Annotated in this window: 15 protein-coding genes; 4 read left to right on the forward strand and 11 right to left on the reverse strand. The window is 73.7% G+C overall.

Features of this window, described 5'->3' with window-relative positions:
• Positions 1–280 precede the first annotated feature (280 nt).
• On the reverse strand, positions 281–3,070 hold the full coding sequence (locus AB0K51_RS31560; RefSeq protein ID WP_363461126.1) for a BTAD domain-containing putative transcriptional regulator: 2,790 nt from the start codon (positions 3,068–3,070) through the stop codon (positions 281–283).
• A gap of 261 nt (positions 3,071–3,331) precedes the next feature.
• The gene (locus AB0K51_RS31565; RefSeq protein ID WP_363461128.1) at positions 3,332–3,847 is read right to left on the reverse strand and encodes a hypothetical protein; all 516 of its coding nucleotides are present in this window, start codon (positions 3,845–3,847) and stop codon (positions 3,332–3,334) included.
• An 868-nt stretch (positions 3,848–4,715) separates the two neighbouring features.
• On the opposite strand from AB0K51_RS31565, the gene AB0K51_RS31570 reads away from it, so the two are divergent.
• A complete protein-coding gene (locus AB0K51_RS31570) occupies positions 4,716–6,524 on the forward strand; it encodes an alkaline phosphatase family protein (RefSeq protein ID WP_363461130.1) in 1,809 nt (602 codons plus the stop codon).
• An 87-nt stretch (positions 6,525–6,611) separates the two neighbouring features.
• Here AB0K51_RS31570 and AB0K51_RS31575 read toward each other — a convergent pair whose 3' ends face one another.
• From AB0K51_RS31575 to AB0K51_RS31605, 7 genes are all read right to left on the reverse strand, one after another.
• Complete coding sequence (locus tag AB0K51_RS31575; RefSeq protein WP_363461132.1) at positions 6,612–11,105, reverse strand: caspase family protein; 4,494 nt, start codon at positions 11,103–11,105, stop codon at positions 6,612–6,614.
• A 9-nt stretch (positions 11,106–11,114) separates the two neighbouring features.
• Positions 11,115–11,453, reverse strand: coding sequence for a hypothetical protein (locus tag AB0K51_RS31580; RefSeq protein WP_363461134.1), 339 nt, complete (start codon positions 11,451–11,453; stop codon positions 11,115–11,117).
• Between the two features lie 112 nt (positions 11,454–11,565).
• On the reverse strand, positions 11,566–12,111 hold the full coding sequence (locus tag AB0K51_RS31585) for a GNAT family N-acetyltransferase (RefSeq protein WP_363461136.1): 546 nt from the start codon (positions 12,109–12,111) through the stop codon (positions 11,566–11,568).
• Complete coding sequence (locus AB0K51_RS31590) at positions 12,108–12,989, reverse strand: nucleotidyltransferase domain-containing protein (protein ID WP_363461138.1); 882 nt, start codon at positions 12,987–12,989, stop codon at positions 12,108–12,110. The genes AB0K51_RS31585 and AB0K51_RS31590 overlap by 4 nt, the downstream gene beginning before the upstream one ends.
• A 120-nt stretch (positions 12,990–13,109) precedes the next feature.
• The gene (locus tag AB0K51_RS31595; protein ID WP_363461140.1) at positions 13,110–14,621 is read right to left on the reverse strand and encodes an endo-1,4-beta-xylanase; all 1,512 of its coding nucleotides are present in this window, start codon (positions 14,619–14,621) and stop codon (positions 13,110–13,112) included.
• A 233-nt stretch (positions 14,622–14,854) separates the two neighbouring features.
• Positions 14,855–15,337, reverse strand: coding sequence for a GNAT family N-acetyltransferase (locus AB0K51_RS31600; protein ID WP_363461142.1), 483 nt, complete (start codon positions 15,335–15,337; stop codon positions 14,855–14,857).
• Between the two features lie 24 nt (positions 15,338–15,361).
• Positions 15,362–15,787 carry an ankyrin repeat domain-containing protein gene (locus tag AB0K51_RS31605; protein ID WP_363461144.1) on the reverse strand — a complete coding sequence of 142 codons (426 nt, stop codon included), beginning with the start codon at positions 15,785–15,787 and terminating at the stop codon, positions 15,362–15,364.
• Positions 15,788–16,098: 311 nt separating this feature from the next.
• Here AB0K51_RS31605 and AB0K51_RS31610 point away from each other — a divergent pair, with 311 nt between their 5' ends.
• The 3 genes from AB0K51_RS31610 to AB0K51_RS31620 all read left to right on the forward strand — a co-directional run bounded on the left by AB0K51_RS31610 (position 16,099) and on the right by AB0K51_RS31620 (position 18,624).
• Positions 16,099–16,293 (forward strand): hypothetical protein, encoded by a 195-nt coding sequence (locus AB0K51_RS31610; protein WP_014134294.1) that lies wholly within the window; start codon positions 16,099–16,101, stop codon positions 16,291–16,293.
• A 107-nt stretch (positions 16,294–16,400) separates the two neighbouring features.
• Positions 16,401–18,002 (forward strand): hypothetical protein, encoded by a 1,602-nt coding sequence (locus tag AB0K51_RS31615; RefSeq protein WP_363461147.1) that lies wholly within the window; start codon positions 16,401–16,403, stop codon positions 18,000–18,002.
• 247 nt (positions 18,003–18,249) lie between these two features.
• A complete protein-coding gene (locus tag AB0K51_RS31620; protein ID WP_100887323.1) occupies positions 18,250–18,624 on the forward strand; it encodes an RNA polymerase-binding protein RbpA in 375 nt (124 codons plus the stop codon).
• Between the two features lie 124 nt (positions 18,625–18,748).
• On the opposite strand, the gene fxsA is transcribed toward AB0K51_RS31620, so the two are convergent.
• Positions 18,749–19,318, reverse strand: coding sequence for an FxsA family membrane protein (gene fxsA, locus AB0K51_RS31625; protein ID WP_363461149.1), 570 nt, complete (start codon positions 19,316–19,318; stop codon positions 18,749–18,751).
• Between the two features lie 61 nt (positions 19,319–19,379).
• Positions 19,380–20,978, reverse strand: a complete 1,599-nt coding sequence (gene lnt / locus AB0K51_RS31630) for an apolipoprotein N-acyltransferase (RefSeq protein ID WP_363461151.1) — start codon at positions 20,976–20,978, stop codon at positions 19,380–19,382.
• Positions 20,979–20,999: the final 21 nt, after the last annotated feature.

Here is a 20,999-nt window from a genome sequence, read left to right on the forward strand (position 1 = left end):
GCATCAGATCCTCATCCGCCTCCGGCCACGGCATCCCCGTCACGAACGAGAAGAACCCCGCGATCTCAGGCGAAGGATTGATCGACACGACAACAGCACCTCACTCGTTGGCTCTCCTCCACGCCACCTGAGCACCCTCGGCCGGTGGAGGGACAGATGGGAGGACCTGGTCACCACCGAGTTCGGACGGCACGGCCGGGCCTTGCCAGGCTGAACGTTCGCCCTTCGAGTAGCGGTTCACCCGCACCGGGACGGTCGCTCACCGGCTCCTGCCGCCCGGTCAGCCCTGAAGGCGGCGCACCGTCTCGGCCAACCGATCGGCCAGCGGCCGGTTGCCGCGGGCCCGGACCAGCTCGGCGGCCTGGAGCAGATGGTCGCGGGCGGCTTCGGCTCGCCCCTGCCGAGCGAAGAACTCGCCCGCCAGTTGCAGCGCCCGGGCGAGCAGGTGGGCACCCTGGGCGGTTCGGCACAGGTCCACCACGTACATCCAGGCCCGCTCGGCCTCGACACTGAGGCCGAGCGCACCCAGGGCCTCGGCCTCGACCAGCAGGATGGAGAGGTACAGATTGGAGACGACGGCGGCTTCGTCGCCGAGCGTCTCCCGAGCCTCGCGCGCGCACTCCAGCGCAGCACCGGCCTCGCCCGCCCGGAGCCTGACCCTGGCTTCCAGCCACGCGCACTCGGCGTCGAGGCCGCGCGCGATGCCTGCGCTGCCTTCGGGGGTGCTCCGGTCGATGCGCCGGGCGGCGTCGCAGTCGGCCAGGGCCTGGTCCGTCAACCCGAGGCGCAGATTCAGCACGGCGGAGCCCAGCCGGGCACGGGTGCGGTGATACCAGTCGCCGAGTTCCTCCGCCGCCGCGACAGCGCGGTCGATGTGTGGGCGGGCTTCATCGGCCCGGCCGCTCTCGCTGAGTGCGAGCACCAGCGCGGTGCCGGCCACGGCCCGGCCGAGCGGCTGCCCGCTCCGCTCGGCGGCGCGCGCCCCGGCCTGGGCGCAGCGCAGCCAGTCCGTCAGCGGCGCCGCGCCGTAGTAGAGCGCCGTGCAGTTCACCGCGATGCCCCAGGCGCGGTCGTGGTCGCCGGTGTCGGCGGCGCGTTCGACGAGCGCTCGGATCGCGGGCTCCTCGGCCCGGAACCAGGCCAGTGCCCTGCGGCCGTCCACCATCCGGGGCAGGGTCGGCGGACTGTCGCCCGCGGGTGTCGCGACCCACTCGTGCGGCCCGGCGAGCAGTCCGGCGGCCTGTGCCGTGGCGGCGAGGTAGCCGTCGAGCAGGGCGCCGAACCGTTCGGCCTGTTCGCGGGGGCCGCAGGCCAGGGCGAGCAGTTCCTCGCAGTAGAGGCGGATCAGGTCGTGCCGGTCGTAGCGGCCGGGGCTCGTCTCGGTGACGAGGTAGTACGAGGCGAGCGCGCCCAGGGCACGGCGGGTCACCGCGAGCGAGCTGCCCAGCAGGGCGGCGGCGCTCGACGCGTCGACGGACTGCCCGGGGTGCAGCGCCAGCAGTGCCAGCAGCCGGGCGGCCTCCGGCGAGAGGGCGGCCACGGTGAGATCGAGTGCTGCGCCGACACCGGCGCCGCCGCCGGTGTCGAGGCGGCGCAGGCGGGTGGCCCGGTCGTCGAGTTCGGCGACGAGATCGGCCAACGCCCACCCGGGCCGGGCGGCGAGCCGGGCCCCGGCCACCCGCAGGGCCAGCGGAACGCTGCCGCAGAGGTCGATCAACCGGTCGGCTGCGGCAGACTCGGCGGCCACCCGGCTCTGGCCCAGCAGCCGGCCGAGCAGCCCGAGCGCCTCGTCACGGGGGAGCGTACCGACGGTGAGCAGTTCGGCGCCCTCGGCGACCGCCAGGTCCTGTAGGTCGTTGCGGCTGGTGACGACGACGGCGGAGCCGCTGCCGGCCGGGAGCAGCGGCCCGACGTTCTCGGTGTCGGCCGCGTTGTCGAGCACGACCAGCAGCCGCCGACCGGCGGTCTCCTCCCGGTAGCGCGCCGCGCGGCCCTCCAGGTCGTCGGCGATCTGACGCTCGGGCACGCCGAGGGCGACCAGGAAGCGCGCCAGCGCCTCCTCCGCGGGCACGCAGCCGCCGGCGTGGAAGCCGCGCAGGTCGATGAAGAGCTGACCGTCGGGGAAGCTGTCGGAGCGGGAGCGTGCCCATCGCACCACCGTCGCGCTCTTGCCGATTCCGGCCGGGCCCACGACGGCCGCGACGCCGATACGGTCGGGTCGGGCGCCGCAGACTCGGTCGAGCCAGTCGCACTCCTTGTCGCGCCCGACGAATCCGACCGGTTCGCGTGGCAGCAACCTGGGCACGAGGAACTCCGCCGGCTCGTCGGCGGGCCCTGCCCCGTCGGTCTCGCTCCGGCCGAGCACGGTGGCCAGTGCCTCGGCGAGGCCGGGGCCCGGCTCGATGCCGAACTCGCCTTCCAGCCGTTCCCGGGTGCGCTGGTAGACATCGAGGGCGTCGGCCTGGCGGCCCGCCTGGTGGAGGCAGAGCATCAGCAGGCGGACGGTCGGTTCGCGCAGATCCTGGGCGAGCGCGGCGGACTCCAGCAGCGGCACCATCGACTGGCCGTCCCCCCGGGCCAGTTCGTATGCGGCCCAGGCCTCGAGGGTCTGCGCACGGGCCTCCTCGAGCGGCGCGGCCAGCCGTTCGCGGGCTGTGTTGGCGGGCAGGTCGGCCAGCGCCGCTCCGCGCCACAGATGGAGTGCCTTCCGGTGGAGCTGCCCGGCTTCCGCTCCGGCACGTGCCGCCTGGTCGGTCAGTTCCACGAACTCCTGGGCGTCCACGGCGTCGGCGGGCCCGCGGAGCAGATAGCCGGCCGAGTGGGTCTCCAGAACCAGCTGCGAACCGTTCAAGCTCTTGCGCAGCGCGGCGACATGGCCTTGGACCACCGCCCGGAACTGCGCGGGCGGATCGCCCTCCCACAGCAGGGCGGCGAAGTCCTCCAGCGGGACGACCCGGCCCAGCCGCACGGCCAGCAGCGCCAGCACGGCCCTGCGCTTGGCACCGGCGAGTTCCACCAACCGGCCGTCGGTGTCCCGCAGTTCGACGCGGCCCAGCACCAGTACCCGCATCCGACCCGCTTCCCGCCGTCCGCCCGTCCCCGTCACCGACGCACTCGCGCGCCCGTGCACCCGCTCCGACCAGGCCTCAGGCTACTGGCCCCCGGCGAGTCCGGCCAGGGGCATCCAAAGTGACTCCGGCAGCCGCCGTCCGGGGTGCCGTCCGCCGGCGTGGCCCACACCGTCCGCACCTCCACCACCCCACGCCACCTCGTTCCGTGTCGGCAATCTCGACCCCGTTCTGATGGGGTATCGGCTCGCACCCGTCGCACATCACCGGTGCCGAGTCGACCGCCGAACCGCGATCACGAGAGCGACGAGGCCAAGACCCAGGAGCATGGCGCCGAGGATCATCGGCGCGAGGACAGAACGTCCCGAGCCGGCGAGCCGCTCCCGAGGAGACGAGCCCGCGAACGAGGTCGGCGCAGCCGGGAACGCGGGCGGCGCGACGGAGGTACTCGGGGCGGGCGACTGTGCGGACTCGGAGCCCGTGACCGATTCGACCGCCGAGGCTCCCGAACTCATGACCGCCGGCACCGGAGCAGGACTGTGGACGACGGTGCCGACCGGCAGCTCGTACCGGTCCGAGGCCGGCGTCATCGGGTCGGCGAACGTACCGGTGCCACCAGCGTGCTGGTGTACCGCAGGGCAGGCAGTCGTCGTGGTTCCGGGCGCGTCGTTGTCGGGGGAGGCGCAGAAGGTCACCACGAACGCCTCGGTGTGCCCGCCGGTCGCCGCGGCCGCCGCCCCCAGGGGCCGGACGAGCATCAGGGTCAGCCCGACGGCCACGAGGTGTCTGCGTCTCACGGTGGGTCTCCTGCGCATCTGATCGCGAACGGTCCGTCGCCACGCTTCACGGGTGAGCAGACGGCCGGGTTCAGCCGGGGGCGTCGTCCGGCCGAACGGTCACCCCGGCCCGCCCCATCACCGGTGCACCGCGCGATGGGGACGAGGCAGTCCGCGGTCCGCTCCGCTGCCTGGTCCGCCGACATCGGAGCCGCGGTCGGCATATTCGGCGTGGGCGGCAAGCTGGGCGCCCCTCAGCACCGTGGCGGGCACGCCAGGAGAGAGGGGCAGCCCCTGGGGGCGGCCCCTCTCTCGTGGTGGTCCGGGGTTCAGGGACCCCGGACCGCACCTGTCCTACATGCGAGACCCTCTGGGGAAGACGGCCTCACTCCCTTCAACGGCTCCGCCCCGCCCTCGGGTTCAGCGGGCCACCCACGGCCTGCTCCAGTACCTCGAACCACTGACCACCGCACGGTGCGCTACTGCGTCGGCTGGAGGATGACCGGTGCCGACGAGAGCGCCATCCCTCCCCGCCCTCGAAGCGATCCACGGCCCGCAGCCGGATGCGCTCGCAGGAGCGTCCGTCGCTCGGACCCGTCGTCGCCTCGAGCTGTCCAGGTCAGAGGCTCGTCCGACTTTCTGCCAACTGATCTGACGGCACCTCACCGTCGGGCTCCCACCGGTGGTTCCTCCCACTGGCAGCCGCCACCACTTCCGGAAGGCGCGCACGCCAACCGTTATCGAGATCGCGAAGTTGTTTGGCCAAGTTGGGCCGGAGTTCTTCCGGTGGACGACACCGGCCGGTATTCATGTCCCGTTCATGGCAGACCGCCATGGCATCCACCCTCACCAACGGGACGAGGTACCTCTCATGGCACTGCGTCGGAGCTCACTCGGCGGGCTGCTCGCCGCCCTCCCCCTGCTCGGCACGCTGGTCGTCGCCGCCCCCGCGCAGGCGGCGGGCAGCAGCGGCAACCTGATCGTCAACGGCGATGCCGAGAGCGGCGGTTACTGCACCACCGACTGGAGCGCGGCCTCCACCGTCCCCGGCTGGACGGTGCAGGCCGGCGCCGTGGACCAGATGTGCCACTCGACCGCCGCCTTCGGCCTGCCGGGCGACGGCAACGTCCCCGGCAAGGCGTTCTTCGGCCCCGGCAACTTCGGCGACGGCTCGATGTCGCAGATCGTCGACGTCTCGTCCGCGGCGACCGCCATCGACGGCGGTGGCGTGAGCTACAACCTCTCGGGCTGGCTGGGCGGTTGGACGGTCTACGGCGGGTACGTCGCGGTCGGCCTGCACTTCCGGGACGCGGGCGGCCACCCGCTCGGCGCGACCGCCAAGCTGCCGACGGTCTCCGCGACCGACCGGGGCCTGGCCACCAAGTTCCTGTCCCGCAGCACCGGCGGCGCCGTCCCGGCCGGGACCAGGTCGATCCAGGTCGAGGTGCAGTTCCTGTCCACCTCGAACGAGTCCGGCTACCTGGACAACCTCTCGCTGACCCTGAACACCCCGGTCGCCGCGCCCGCGCCGGTGACCCCGCCCGCCTCCCGCGTGCCCGGCTACGACCACGTCTTCGTCGTCATGATGGAGAACACCGACTACGCGCAGATCATGAACGACCCCGCGGACACCCCGTTCATCCACAGCCTGATGTCCCGGGGCGCCACCCTCACCGACGCGCGGGGCGTCTACCACCCGAGCGACGAGAACTACCTGGCGATCGCCGGCGGCGACACCTACACCAAGGGCGCCACGTACTGGCCCAACATCAACTCCCCGCAGCGCAACCTCGGCGACACCATCGAGGCGGCCGGCAAGAGCTGGAAGGCCTACGAGCAGGGCATGGGCACCCCCTGCAACACCACCAAGGCGTACGACAGCGAGTACATGCCCGACGACGCGCCGTTCATCAACTACACCGACATCAGCGGCAACCCGGCCCGCTGCGCGGCCCACCTCTTCGACACCACCCAGCTGACCACCGACCTGAAGTCGGCCGCCACCACCCCGAACTTCTCCTGGATCGCCGCCGACGACTACTACGACGGCGAGGCCTCCGGCAACGGCAGCGCCACCAGCCTGAAGGTCCAGGACGGCTGGCTGAACCAGACCCTCGCCCCGGTGCTGTCCTCCCCCGCGTGGACCCAGCAGCGCTCCCTGCTCCTGCTCACCTGGGACGAGAGCCAGAACGAGAGCTACAACCACGTCGCCACCGTCGTGGTCGGCTCCCAGGGCACCGTCCCCGCCGGCACCAGCAGCCCCCTGCACTACGACCACTACGGCATCGGCCGCACCATCGAGTCCGCGCTCGACCTCCCCGGCCTGACCGGCAACGACACCTACGCCACGCCGCTGAACGCCGCCTTCGCGCCGTCCACCGCCACCGTGCCGACGCTGACCGGCGACCTGAACGCGGTCACCGGCGGCGGCAACGTCACCCTCCGCTACGCCCTGCCCACCACCGCCCAGATCAGCGCCAAGAACTGGGTCGGCATCTACCCGGCCGGCGTCACCCCGGGCTCGCAGTCCTCCCTGGCCTGGGCCTACACCCCCAACCAGAGCGGCGCGGTCACCCTCCCCACCGGCAAGCTGACCAGCCCCGGCCGCTACGACGCCTACTACCTCGCCAACGACGGCTACACCCCCCTGGCCGGCCCGTTCACCCTGACCGTCGGCTGACCCGGAGCCCTTCCTGATCCGACGGCGCGTCAGACGCTCTCGGCGGCGACGGACGGGAGGAGCGGTCCCAGGGCACTGCGCCCGGGGTCACTCCTCCCGCCGCCAGAAGCGCCAGCGCCCCGGCTCAGGCGGGGGCCCGTCCTCCGCCAGATCGCGGGTCACGGCACGCAGCCGCGCCGCGAGCTGGCGGCCTCCCGGATGGCGCGCCAACTCTCCTTCGTATGAGCCGAGTTCCGGCTTCCGCAGGACCGCGAGCACCATCAGCCCCCGACTCACCAGCGCGTCGGCCGGCTGCTTCTGCAGGCTGAGCAGCAGGGCGGCGACATCGGCCGGGGTGCGCCGCAGGCAGTACGTGTCCACCAGCGGTTCGGCCGCCTCCGGTGGGATCCAGCCGGCGGTCAGGTACACCGCCAGCGGATCCACCAGCCGGGCGGGCGCCGCCACCATGGCGTCCGCCAGGTCCAGCACGGTCTTCCGGTGCCCGGCGTCCCACACCGCGGTGAGGTTCACAGGCGCGCCGCGGCCTTCGAGCACCGCCGTGGCCAACTCCTCGCGCAGGCCCGCCCGCTCGGGCCGGCCGGCCTCCTCCACCAGGTCGACGACGCGGCGCATCCGTCGCCGGTCGATCGCCGTGGACAGCACCAGCGGCAGCGCCGGCCTGCCCCGGCCGGACGCCGCGAGGTGCAGGATCTCCGCCAGCTCGGGCACCGGCCGGGCCAGCGCCAGCACCCCGCTGACCTCGGGCACCCGGTGGTGGATGTCGGCCACCACCGCCAGCATCACCGCCACGTCCTCCGGCGGGCGGAACATCGCCGCCGCCGCCCTGGCCGCGTAGGAGTGGGCTCCCCGCAACAGGTCGGGTGGCGTCCCGCCCGCACCGGCGGCCCGCAGGAACTCCGCCGCGTCGACCTCGACCCCGGACGCCACCAGGTCCTCGTACCAGTGCGCCGGGTCGGCCCCCGGCCCGCTCTCGACGAGCGTGGTCAGTCGGGCCGCGTCCCCGTACCAGCCCCGAGCCAGCATCAGTTCCCACAGCGACACCACCTTCGCCGAGCGGGCGATCCCGGTGAGCGCCAGTTCCCGCGGGCGCAGGTCGGCGCCGGCGGCCACCAGCGCCGCCACCACCTCGAGTTCCTGCCCGTCGACCACCGCGGCCAGCAGCGGCACCGGCTCCGACTGCCGGGTGTCGGCCAGTGCCGGTGCGAGTTCCGTCAGCAGGTCGGCCAGCGCCACCGGGGTCCGGTTCCACGGCGCCGCCCTGAGCAGCGTGGTCGCCAACTCGCTCTGGCCCTGTGCGGCCAGACTGACCATCAGCTTCCGCGAACGGTCCCAGGTCACCGTCACCGCGTACGCCAGCAGGAAGGCGGCCTGCGCGCGCGGCTCCTCCCGCAGGCTCGCCACGATCCGCGCGACCTGGTCGTTCGGTCGTTCCGCGGCGATCCGGGACACCGCGGCGAAGTCGGCCACGTGGGTGAGCCTCCGGTGCAGGTAGAGCAGCAGCGCGCCCAGGTCCTCCACCGACTCGCGCCGCGCCACCTGCTCCAGGATCCGCGCCGCGTCCACCGTGCCGTCGTCCGCCCGAAGTTCGACCAGGACCCGTTGCAGCGCCGGGAACCGGCGCGGCGGCACTCCCCCGAAGGCCGTCAGGAGGTACGCCACGTGCGCGGGCCGCTGGGAGAGTCGAGCGGCCTTGAACAGCGCGGCGGCGTGGGTCCAGACCGCAGGGGCCAGCACGGGTCCGACCGTGCCCCCGGTCGCGAGCAGCTCGAGGAGGGTGCCCGCCTCGCTGACCTGGCGGGCCGCCAGGAAGGCACGAAGCAGCAGCGTGGGGTCCAGCGGCGCCGCGAGCCACTGGTCACGGCTGACGCCGATCTGGACGTCGTGGTCGCCCCACCAGGAGTCGACGGCCAGCAGCAGGTCGGCGAAGGCCGGTACGCCTCGCTGCCCGGCGTGCCGCTGCAGCAGCGCGTGGCCCTCCCGGGCGGTCTCCCGGTACCCCTCGGGGTCCGCGATGGCCTCGGGGACGGGACCGATGCGGTGGTGCCCGAGCGTCTCGGCGAGCCGCACCACGTCCGAGCCCGAGGCGTCCTGGGCGAACCGGACGAGCAGGCGCCGGCCCAGGTCCGGGTATCGGGAGGTCAGCAGGCCCAGCGCGAGCTCGGCCGCCTTCTCCGGTCCGCGGGTCGTGCCGGCGTACTGCACCAGCTCCGTGGCCCGTGCGGGATGGCCGTGGTCCGCCAGCCACAGGACCACGCGCAGGTGGTCCGAGCCCGGTCCGGACTCGGCGAGCTGCCGCATCATCAGGTCGGCGGCATCGCCCTGACGGGCGAACAGCTCGCCGAGCACCTCGGTCCGCGCCTCCCCGCGATGAGCGGGAATCGCCGCATGGGCCATCGCCGGCCCGTACGCGGCCTGCAGTTCCGGGTGGCCGGGCATCGCGATGAGCGTGGCCAGGTCCTCAGCGGGGTGCGGCAGTGCGCCGATCCGTTCGACCAGTCCCGGACGGTCCTCCTCACGCGCGGTCGCCAGGAGGATCAGCAGCTCGGCGGCCGGGCGCCGCCAGAGCACGGCGCCGCGCAGGATTTCGGCCAGCGAGAGAAGTTGACGCCCCCTCAGGTCGGCGACCAGGTCGGCGACGCGTTCCGGGGCGAGGGTGTCGGCCAGCCGCTCGACGGCCGCGTCCAGCAGGGCGCCCTGCCCGGCCTCCTGGAGGAAGGCGCCCATCTCCGGCACGTCGGCCCCCGCCAGCGCGGCGAGCAGGCTCCCGGCCTGCTCCGCCTGCCCGCCCGCGTACAGCGCCGCCGCGAGCCGGGCCGCTTCCACGGGCCGGAACGAGGTCAGGCCGAACGCCACGAGCTCGCCCGCCTCGGCGGTCTCGCCCAGCTCCAGCAGCTGCCCCACCAGGGCCTCCAGGCGCACCGCTTCGAGTCCGGCGCAGACCAGCCTGGCCGCCTGCACCTGCTCCGGACCGGCCCCTTCCCGCAACGCGATCAGCAGCGCGGGCAGGTCGTTCCGCTGCCGGACCGCCGCACCCAGCACCGACGCCACGAACGCCCCCGGGTCGTCCGGCCCGCGCAACGCCGCCCAGCGGACCAGCCGGTCCAGTGCGCCGGTGGCCAGCGCGCCGACCACGCCGGTGCGACCGGCCGCACCGTCCTCGGGCAGGGAGCGCAGCAGGAAGTCGATCTCCTCGGCGGCGCAGTCCCGCGCGGCCTCCGCGAGCAGCCGCTCGGCCTCCGCGTGCAGGCCGGCCGCAACGAGCGCGGCCAGCAGGTCGGGCAGCTCCTCCACCGTTCGAGGCCCGGAGAGTGCGAGCTCGACCGTCTCGGCCCGCCCGGCCTCCCGCAACCCCCTTATGCTTTGCGCTAGTTGATGAGCCGGCAGCCGCAGCAGCCCGTCCAGCGCGACCGCCCGCAACCGGTGGCCGGGCTCTCCGACGGCGGCGTCGAGCGCCGCGAACAGCTCCTCGGCCGCGCGCAGTTGCACCGCCGCCACCACCAACTGCTCGCCGGCCGACCGCTGGCCGCGGTCCCACAGCAGACCGGCCAGCTCCACCAACCCGTCGACCGGACGGGCGCGGGCCGCGGCCGCCCACATCACCTCGACGACCTCCGGCCGCAGTTGCAGGCCCAGCTCCACCAGGTCGCCGGCCGGGCCGACGGCGGCGAACTGGGCGAGGCGCTCGGTGCGCCCGTAGCCCAGGACGTCCAGCAGCGCCGCGGCCAGCAGCTCGCGCGGATCGCTCGGCGCGGGCGGGGCCGCCAAGTCCGGCGCCATCGACCGGACCTCACCGACCGCGGCGGTCAACTCCGCCACCGGTGGCGGTGGTTCGATCAGCAGCGGGCCCGCCACCTGGAACGCGGTCTGGTCGACGTCGGTGAGCACGCGGATGCGCTGGGGCGGGCCCGGCTTGGCGTGGTCGCGGTGGAGGCGGTCGATGCGGTCCTGGGTGGCGATGCGGAGCTGTTCGAGGTCGAGCGGGGCGGGGTGTTCGGCGAGGACGTCGCGGACCGCGCGGGAGAACAGGCTGAACGAGCCCTCGGGGGAGGAGCGGCGCGCGCCGACGAAGAGCGCGACCTGGCCCGGCGAGCAGGCGTACAGGTGGGCGACCTTGCGGCCGGCGACCGCGAGGGCCTTGCCGCTGGCCCAGCCGACGGCGCCCATGGTGTCCTGCTGGACGCCCTCGCGGCAGGCGTCGATCAGGAAGAGCACCTGCGCGGCGCGGGTGTTCTCCACCTCCTGGCGCCAGTCGATGGCGACGCAGCCGCGCCACAGCGGGGTCACGGCGGGGTGCAGGTCCTCGGGGATCAGGTAGTCGTGGCCGTTGGCGTGCAGGCCGTGGCCGGTCAGGCAGATCAGCAGACTGTCGCCGCTCCGGGCCTGCCGCAGGAAGTCGCTGACCTCGCCGTTGACGAAGTTGGCGCTGACCTGCCCGCGCGGACGCGGCGTCACCACCCGCACACCGCGCGCCGTGAGCGCCTCGCCGAGGCGCTCGAGGTCGCCCCGGACGAACGGCAGCGGGGTGATGCCGCGCTGTTCGTAGTCGCTGGCGCCGATCAGCAGCGCCGCGAAACCCGCCACCGGGCGGTCTCAGCGACCGAAGACGAAGGTGATCCCCCGGGTGCCCTGCACCTGGCCGGTGCCGACCAGTTGGATCCCGCCGGCGGCCGACACCTCGAAGCTGAGCTGCACTTCCTTCAGCGGCAGCGGTCCGCCCTTCTCGGCGATCCGCTCGAACAGCTCCTGCAACGCACCGACCGTCTCGTCCAGGTTCCTGCGCAGCGGACCGAGCGGCACCCGGCGCAGCACCGCCTCCCGGCCGCGGCCGAAGACGCCCATGGTCTCCGCACCGCCCTCGCCGTCTGGCTCCTCGCCGTCGGTGACCCAGAACACCAGCGAGTCCAGCTCCGCACGCCCCGGCTCGTCCACCACTGCTCCCCCGCCCCGTGCGACGGTCGTTCCGTCGTCAGCAGAGAGGATAATCATCGGCGGCCCCGAGCCGAAGTCGATCACCGTGATTCCTCGGGCGGTTGACGTACCGTCAGCTACTCGGCCTCGCGAGGCGGTAGAGCACGCCGCGCTGGAGGGGTCCGGGCGGGACGGTCGGGTCGAGGAAGTCGTCGGCCGGGTCGTACGTCATGCCGAGCCGCTCCATCACCGCGCGGGAGCGGAGGTTGTCCTGCACGGTGACCGCGAGGATCTCCGGCAGGCCCAACTCCTCGAAGCCGTACCGCAGGACGGCGCGTGCCGCCTCGGTGGCGTAGCCGTGGCCCCAGGCGGCGCGCTTGAGCCGCCAGCCGATCTCCACCCCGTCGAACGGCATCTCCTCATCGACCGGGTCGAGCCCGGCGAAGCCCAGGAACTCCCCGCCGTCGACCGCCTCCACCGCCCACCAGCCCCAGCCCCGTTCCCCCAACTCCCTTTGAAACCCCGCCATCGACGCCACCGCCTGCTCCCCCGTCAGCACCGGCCCGAGATGCCGCCGCACCTCCGGATCGGCGTTCATCGCCGCCCACGGCTCCAGGTCGTCCTCCCGCCACTGCCTCAACCGCAGCCGCGCGGTGGTCAGTTCGACCGCAGCGCTCATGCGACCCCACCTCCCAGCACGTCCGCCGTCAGCGCGTCCGCGGCGTCCAGGAGGGCGGCGAGGGCGGTCGGGTCGGTGGCGGCGGGGGTGAAGAGGCACTGCGCGCGGTGGGCGAAGTCCGGTGGGGCACAGGAGAGTCGGGCGGTGGCGGTGATGGCGCCCTTCTCGTTGATCAGCCAGCGGCCGGCTCGGCCGTGCAGGGCGTGGGCGAGCAGGCCGACGGTGCGGAACAGGCAGCCGGACACGTAGGCGGCGTCGCCGCGCTTCGCGCCCTTGCGGGCGTTCGCCAGCAGGAAGGGAGCCTCCCAGGCGGCGTCGGCTTCCAGGCGGGCGGCCAACGCGGGTGGGAAGGGGGCGAGTTCGGCTTGCAGGAGGGTCAGTTCGGTGTCGGTGTCGGCGAGCACCCGGCCGAGCGCGAGTTCGCCGACGTAGGCGTAGGACGGCACCCCGTACGGGTGCCCGGGCTGCACGCCGGTCTCGTAGCGGCCGGCCCGGGCCTCGGCGGCGTAGTGGCGGACCCGGGCGAGGTCGCGGTAGATCCAGTCGACGCGGGCGCCGGCGATCTCCAGCCAGGCCCCGCCGTCCACCCACGGACCCCAGCCGCCGGGTTCGGCGACCTCGACGGGGGCACCGCAGAGCTCGGCGGCCAGCCGGCGCAGCGCCTCGGTGTCGAGCGTGCCCGGCCGGTAGTAGAGGCCCAGGTCGTAGTCGGACCCGGGCGCCGCCGCGCCCCGCGCGCGGCTGCCGCCGAGGCAGACGCCCACCACACCGCGGACCCGCACCAGCCGCGCGGCGATCCGCCGCAGCTCGCCGTCGGCCAGCTCGCCGCCCGTGGCAGCAGCGGCGTCCGCCCCACCGGTCGTTCGTGAAGTGCTCATCGCCAGCCACCCTGCCGGACCCGCCCCCGCCCCGCCAGGCAATTTCCCCGCGGCGCGCGGACGGGTGCGCGGCGGGAGCGCCGACCCGCTCCTGCCGCGCACCCGTGGTACGGACCGGTGTCAGCCGGTCGTGCAGGCCACCCCGTTCAGGGTGAAGCCGGTGGCGGCCGCGGCGTTGCCGGTGTGGTTGGCCTGGAAGCCGAAGCTCGCGGTGCCGCCGGGGGCGATGGCCGCGTTGTAGCTCAGGTTGGTGGCGGTGACCTGCCCGGAGGCCGGAGCGATGGTCGCGTTCCAGGAGTTGGTGACGGCCTGTCCGCCGGGCAGGGTGAACGTCAGCGCCCAGCCGTTCACCGCGGTGGAGCCGGTGTTGGTGACGGTGAGGTTCTCGGTCAGCCCGGTGTTCCAGCCGTTCACCACCGCGCTCACCTTGCACCCGGCCCCACCGGACGGCGAGGACGAAGGCGAGGAAGAGAGTGACGACGAGGGCGAGGGCGACGCGGAGGAGGACGGCGAGCCGGAGGGCGACGGGCTGGCGCTGACCGAGCCGCCGAGCGCGGTGGCCACGGCGTTGTACGCGGGCTTCGGCTGGTAGTTGTCGTCGTACATGGTGGCCGCGCCGTAGCCGGAGAAGAAGCCGGGGATCCACGAGTCGGGGTCGCCGACGGCCCACTGGGAGACGCCGACGCAGCCGGTGACGGCCAGGCAGGCGTTGAAGACGTTGGCGTAGTCGGTGGCCTGCTGGGCGAGGTTGGCGGAGCTGGCGGGGACGGGCATCCGGTCGTCGAGCTCGGTGACGGCGACGTTCACGCCCAGCGCGGTGAAGCGCTGCATGTTGGCCTTCAGGCTGCTGGGGACCTGACCGGTGATGAAGTGGCTCTCGAAGCCGACCCCGTCGATCGGCACGCCCTGCGACTTGAGCGAGGAGACCAGCTGGTACATGGCGTCGCTCTTCGCGCCCAGGCCCTCGATGTTGTAGTCGTTCAGGTAGAGCTTGGCGTTCGGGTCGGCGGCGTGCGCGGTGCGCAGCGCGTCCGCGATGAAGCCGACGCCCATCGCGTTGGTGAACGGGCTGGACCGCAGCGAACCGTCTTCGTTGAAGGGCTCGTTGACGACGTCCCAGGAGTAGACCTGGCCCTTGTAGTGGGTGGCCTCGGTGGTGACGTGGTCCTCCATCGCGGCCTGGACCTGGGCGGCGGGCAGGTTGGAGACCCAGGACGGGAGCTGGCTGTGCCAGACCAGGGTGTGGCCGCGGACCCGCATGCTGTGGGCCTTGGCGAAGGAGACGATCTGGTCGCCGGGGCCGAAGTTGAAGTTGTTGTCGGAGGCCTCGGTGGTGTCCCACTTCATCTCGTTGGTGGGGGTGACCATGTCGAACTGGGTGCCGGCGAGGCCGGCGACGGTGGAGTTGGAGAGGTTGGACACGGCGAGGGCGGTGCCGACGTACCGGCTCTTGGCCTCGGCGAGGTCACGCAGGGTGGGCCCGGCCGCGGTGGCCGAGCTGCCGACGGCGGCGGCCAGCAGGCCGCCGGCCGCGGCGAGGGCCAGCGCGGCGAGGGCGCGGCGGCCGGGGCGGGGCGTCTCGCGGCGCTCGGGCCGCCGTTCCGGTCCGGGGCGGCGCACTGCTGCAGCCATGGGTTCGTCCTTCCGGGGGTGGGTGGGATCCGGAACGTACGGTCCCCGCTCCGGCCCCGGCAACGGACCCCGCACGGCACCCGGCGGACCGTCGGACGGCCCGGATTCGACACCGGTTCGACGGTGCTTCGACGCCCCCGCCCCGACCTGCGGCGCAGCGGGCGGACGCGCAGCGGCCGCGGCCCCGTCAGGCGGGGTCGCGGCCGCTGCGACTGCCGTGCGCGGAGCGAAAGTTACAGCACGTCGGCGAGCTCCTTGCCCATGCAGACGCTGCTCTCGTAGTCCTTGTAGTAGCCGAACTTCCGGATCGGCAGGTACCCCTCGGAGTCGTACAGCGCGATCGCCTCGGGCTGCTGGTCGCCGGTCTCCAGCACCAGGCGGGTGCGGCCGGCGCTCACCGCGGTCCGCTCCAGGTGGCGCAGCACGGCGCGGGCGTAGCCCTTGCCGCGGGCGGCGGGCACCACGTACATCCGCTTCAGCTCGGCGTCGCCCGCGCGCAGTCCGTCGGCGTCGGACTCCTTGGCCCGCCAGCCGCCGCAGGCCACCGGCCGGCCGTCCAGGTAGCCGACCACGAACAGCCCGGCGGGCGGGTCGAAGTGGTCGGTGGCCATGACGGTCAGGTCGCCCTCGCCGTAGCGGCGGACGTACTCCTGCTGGACCTCGGCGGCGAGTTGCTGGGCGTCGGGGTGTCCGAAGCCGGTGGTGCGGATCTCCATGGGTACCTAGGGTACGAGCCGGGTTCAGGCTCCCGCGGCGGGGGCGGTGAGCTTGGCGATCAGCTCGTGCTTGCCGAACATCCGGGCCGCGTCGAGGGCGGACGGGACGCCGCCGTGCGGGTCGGCGCCGGCCGCGAGCAGGGCGTCGACGATCTCCACCGAGCCCTTGAAGACGGCGCCGGCCAGCGGGGTCTGGCCGCGGTCGTTGGCCCGGTTGGGGTCGGCGCCGCGCTCCAGCAGCACGGAGACCGCGGCGGCCTGCTGGTTGTAGGCGGCGAGCATCAGCAGGGAGTCGCCGCCCTCGTTGGAGAGGTTGGCCGGGGCGCCGCCGTCCAGGTAGGCGGCGAGCAGCTGGGCGTCGCCCGCGCGGGCGGCGTCGAACAGCTTGCCGGCCAGGGCGATCACCTCGGCGTCGGGCTGGCCTGCGGTGGACGGGGTGGACTCGGTCATGGCGTGCTGCCTCTCAGTTCGGGGCCCCGCGGGGGCTTCCGGCGTCGTGGTCGTGCCAATCGAGAACGCTATCGGACGCCACCCGAGTGTGGTTCCAGACGGCCGTTCGAGCGAAAACCGAGCACGCCGGGAGGAGTGGCGCCCGGCGTGGGGACGCCTGAGTGCGCCGGGTCCGGCCCGCTGGACGTATACCGCCGATCCGGTCGGTCCGGACAGATCCACCCGTTTGCCGCACCGCATCAGCCGTTACTTCTTGTCACGATAAAGAGACTTTCCGTCACACTGTCCCCGCCCCTCGTGAGGAGCATCCCGTGATTCTCTCCATCTCCGGCATCGTTCTGTTCGGCGTCATCGCCTTCCTGTTCTTCCGCCGGGACGGGCTGAAGATCTCCCACGCCCTGGTGTGTGCGCTGTTCGGGTTCTACGTCGCGGGCTCCTCGATCGCGCCGAGCATCCAGGCGGGCGGTGCGAGCCTGGCCAGTCTGATCGGCGGCCTGAAGTTCTGACGGGCCCAGCTCTTCCCGGCCCGGGCGCGGATCCCACCGCCCGGGCCTTTCGCCACATCCGGCCCCGGCCGGCCGTCCCCCCGTCCCACCCGTCCTCGGAGCCCCCCATGCCCCTCAACCGCCACCTCACCCGGGGCCGCGACCTCGCCCGCACCGCCGGCGACCACGCCGCCGACATGTTCGCCCCGCTCGCGCTGATCGGGCGCGGCCTGCGCCGCCACGCCGACTGGGCGAAGGCCCGCTGGGCGGCCACCCCGAAGGAGCGGCGCGGCCCGACGCTGCTGGTCGCCGTGGCCGTGCTGGTCGGCGTCTTCCTGCTGCCGCACGGCCCGCTGCTGGCGGTCGTCGCGCTGGTCGCCTCCGCCGCCTGGGTCGGCCGCAGTCCCAGGGCGCCGCGCACGCCCGAGCCGGACGTCGCGGACGTGAAGCTGACCGCGCTGTACGCCGCGCTCACCCCGTACCTCGGCGGGCTGGACGACGTCTGCCCGATGTACAGCCTGGACGGCAGCTACAAGCAGGCGTTCGGCAGCTGGGAGTTCGACGCGGACGGCAAGCTCGCCGCGCTGGAGCTGGCCTACCCGCCGTACTTCACGGACACCGAGCCGGCCGCCCGGGCCCGGATCGAGCAGGTGGTGCAGGGCAAGGCGGGCCGCACCCGGGAGTACCGCTTCGACTGGGACGAGGAGTCCAACCGGCTGCGGGTGACGGCGCTGGCACCGCTGCCCGCCGACATCGTCGCGCAGCGCTTCGTCACCGCGCCGGGCGAGATCGTCCTCGGCTTCACCGACGGCTCGGGCAGCCACCGCAGCATTCCGATCAGCCAGGACGGGCTGGTCACCGAGCAGCAGCCGCCGGTGGTCTGGCGGGTCGGGCCGCGTTCCGCCGAGCCGCACCTGCTGGCGCTCGGCGCGGCCGGGTTCGGCACCTCCACGCTGCTGCGCTCGATCGCGCTGCAGGCGCTGCCGCACGGCGACCTGGTGGTGGTGGACGGCGCGGGCACCGGCGAGCACGCCTGCCTGGTCAACCGCCCGGGCGTGCACACCGTGGAGACCAGCCTGCACGGGGCGCTGGCCGCGCTGGAGTGGGTGGCGCAGGAGACCGAGCGCCGGCTGGTCGCGCTGAACGCGGCCCGCCACCACGGGGTGGCCGCGCCGGAGGACGTCACCCGTCCGCTGTGGATCCTGCTGGACCACCCGACCGAGCTGTCCGAACTGGCCCACGCCGAGGGCCGCACCGACCCGCAGGAGCTGCTGGAGGTCCCGCTGCGCCATGGCCGGGCGGCGCGGGTCACGGTGGTCTTCGTCGACGACCTGGAGGCCCGCGACCGGATCTCTCCCACCGTGCGCACCTGCACCCGCGCCCGGGTGGTGCTCGGCCCGGTGACCGCCGACTCCGGCTCCGCCGCACTCGGCGTGGCCCTGGACATCGCGCCCGCCGCGCAGACCCCGCCCGGCCGCGGCTACGCCCGGATCGGCACCGCCGCCCCGGTCCGCGTCCAGGTCCCGGTCACCGTCGACCCGCTGGACGAGGAGGCCCCCGCCCGGCTGCGCGACGCGGTGATCGCCCTGCTCCCGCACCGCGACACCCGCACCGAGGCGGCCGCGCCCGACCCGGTGCCGGCCGAGGTGGTGGTCGAGCCGGTCGGGGTGGACCTGTCGGTGGAGCTGTCCAAGGACGGCGCGCCGGGGCAGCCCCGTCCGGTGTGGTGAAGCAACCCGGGAAAGGTGCCGCCGTGTCGCTTCCCTGTTCCGGTCAGAGTGTGTACAAAATGTGACACGCCGGGTGATATCACCGCTCAGATGTGACAAATCGGGCGACCATGGGTACAAACAGGGGCGGCACGACAGGCGACGCATGTCCCGGGACGGGAATCTTCGTCGAAGGCCGAACGTTGGACCCACCGACGAAGACAGCGACCACTAGTCCTGTGGGCAAGAAGCCCGGGAGGCACGATTCATGAGCGAGCGAGCTCTCCGCGGCACGCGACTCGGGGCGACGAGCTACGAGACCGACCGCGGTATTGATCTGGCGCCGCGCCAGACCGTCGAATACGCATGTCAGAACGGACACCGCTTCGAGGTCCCGTTCTCCGTGGAAGCGGAGATCCCCTCGGTGTGGGAGTGCCGGTTCTGTGGCCAGGAGGCCATGCTCCTCGACGGCGAGGAGCCGGAGGAGAAGAAGACCAAGCCCACCCGCACCCACTGGGACATGCTGATGGAGCGTCGGACCCGCGAGGAGCTGGAGGAGGTGCTGGCCGAACGGCTGGCCGTGCTCCGCTCGGGCGGCATGAACCTCGCCGTCCACCCGCGCGACTCGCGCAAGTCCGCGTAGCAGGTCCCCGAGAAGCGCGAACACAGCAAGCGCGAACACCGCACCACTGCCGAAGGGCCCCGGATTCCGGGGCCCTTCGGCTTTCCCACGTCTCAGACCTTTCCCACGTCTCAGGCGGCGAGACTCACGGGGTGATCGGCGGGCGGTAGGCGGTGTCCGGGCCCTGCGGGCCGGTCGGCGGGTCGACGACCTCGCCCTGGATGACCTTGCCGTCCGGGCGGTGGATGCGCAGCTGCTCCTGCAGGCGCGCGGCGTCGGCGAAGGTGTCGGTGCCGAGCGGGGCGGTGGAGCGCAGCGCGGCGCCGGTGACCCGGCGGCCGAGGGTGCGCCACAGCGCGCGGGTCGGCGGCAGCAGGAAGGTCACCGCCACCAGGTCGGACAGGAAGCCCGGCAGGATCAGCAGCAGGCCGCCCAGCACCGTCATGCTGGTGCCGGTCTGCGGCTGCGCGGACTGCGGGTCGCGGGACTGCTCGACCGCGGCGCGGAAGGCGCGCGCCCCGGCCCGCTTGATCACCGCGCCGCCGAGGAACACCCCGGCGAGCAGCAGCACCAGCGTCAGGAACCAGCCGATCGCGCCGGCCACCACCGTGACCAGCCAGATCTCCAGCACCACCCAGGCGGCGATCAGCAGCGGCATGATCCTGGCGAGCCGCCCGCGGCGCGCCGGACGGGACGGGGTTGCTTGCTGGGTCACGGTACGAATCCACTCCATCGCGGTGCCGCTCTTCCGCACCGGCCGGAGTCTCCGGCCGCGTCTACGGCGCCACCGTGGACAACGTGTCGGCGTCCTGCGGTGTTCCGACCGCGCGGCGCCGCCGTACCCCGGCCGCCACCGCGACGCCGCAGGCCAGCAGCCCGCCGAGGGCCAGCACCCACTCCGGGACCGCGCCCACCCGGTCGGCCACCGTGGTGCCGTCGCGCAGCGGGACCACCGCGTTCAGCACCTCCTGGTCGAGCTCCTGACTGCGCATCACCACCGAGCCGTCCGGCGTGATCACCGCGCTGACGCCGCTGGTCGCCGCGATCAGCACCGCGCGGCCGTGCTCCACCGCCCGCAGCCGGGACATCGCCAGCTGCTGCTCGGTCTGCCCGGTCCTGGCGTAGGTGGCGTTGTTGGTCTGCACGACCAGCACCCGCCCGCCCTGGTTGACGGTGTCGCGGACGATCTCGTCGTACGCCACCTCGAAGCAGATCACGTCGCCGATCCTGGCCGGGCCGAGCTGCATCACGCCGCTGCCCTTGCCGGGGTAGAAGTCCCGGGCGACCCGCTGCAGGCGGGTGATCACCTGGGACAGCTCGGAGCGGAACGGCACGTACTCGCCGAACGGCACCGGGTGCTGCTTGGTGTACGAGTCGCCGGGGCCGGTCACCGGGTCCCAGACGATGCCCTCGTTCTGCACGTGCTGCGCGTCGGGGCCGTCCACCAGCGCGCCGACCAGGGTCGGCACGCCGACCGACTGCACGGCCTCGTCGATCCGGGCCCGCGCGGCGGGGTCGGTGAACGGGTCGAGGTCGGAGGCGTTCTCCGGCCAGATCACCACGTCCGGCTTGGCGACCTTGCCGGCCGCGATGTCCGCGGCGAGCTGCTCGGTGGCGGAGGCGTGGTTGTTGAGCACCTCCATCGGGCGGCCCAGGAAGTCCATGCCGGGGCGGTCCACGTTGCCCTGGACGATCGACACCTTCACGGTGTCGGCCGCCCCGGTCGGCACCGGCACCAGGTAGCCGACCAGCACCAGCGCGACCGCGCCGAGCGAGCCGAACGCCGCCGCGCGCACCGGCGGCACGGTGGCCGTCCTACGAGCCGAACGCAGGCGCAGCGCCGCCCAGGCGAGCAGGGTGCCGGTCAGGGCCACCGCGAAGGTCACCAGCGGGGCGCCGCCGAGCGCCGCCAGCGGCGTGTACGGGCTGGCCGTGTTGGCGAACGCCAGCCGGCCCCACGGGAACCCGCCGAACGGCAGCCGGTCGCGCGCCCACTCCTGGGTCACCCAGAGCATCGCGCCCCACAGCGGCCAGCCCTTGAGCCTCGAGGTCAGCGCCAGCCCGGCGCCCATCAGCGCCACGAAGCCCGCCTCGATCACCGACAGGCCGACCGTGCCGTCCCAGCCGATCACCCGCAGCCACGACAGCAGCACCACGAAGAACGGCACCCCGAACGCGAAGCCCAGCCACGCCCCGTGCCGGGCCCGCCGCCCCCGGGTCAGCAGCGCGAGCCCCGCCACCCCGACGATCGACAACGGCCACAGGTCGTACGGCGGGAACGCCAGCGCCATGGCCAGCCCGCTCCCCGCGGCGAGCCCCGTCCGGACCCACCACCCCCGGGCCCCCGGGCGCTCCTGCGAAACGGGCAGTGCCACCTGCGCACGACCTCTCTACCT

The organism is Kitasatospora sp. NPDC049285 (genome assembly GCF_040678815.1).
Taxonomy (GTDB): domain Bacteria; phylum Actinomycetota; class Actinomycetes; order Streptomycetales; family Streptomycetaceae; genus Kitasatospora.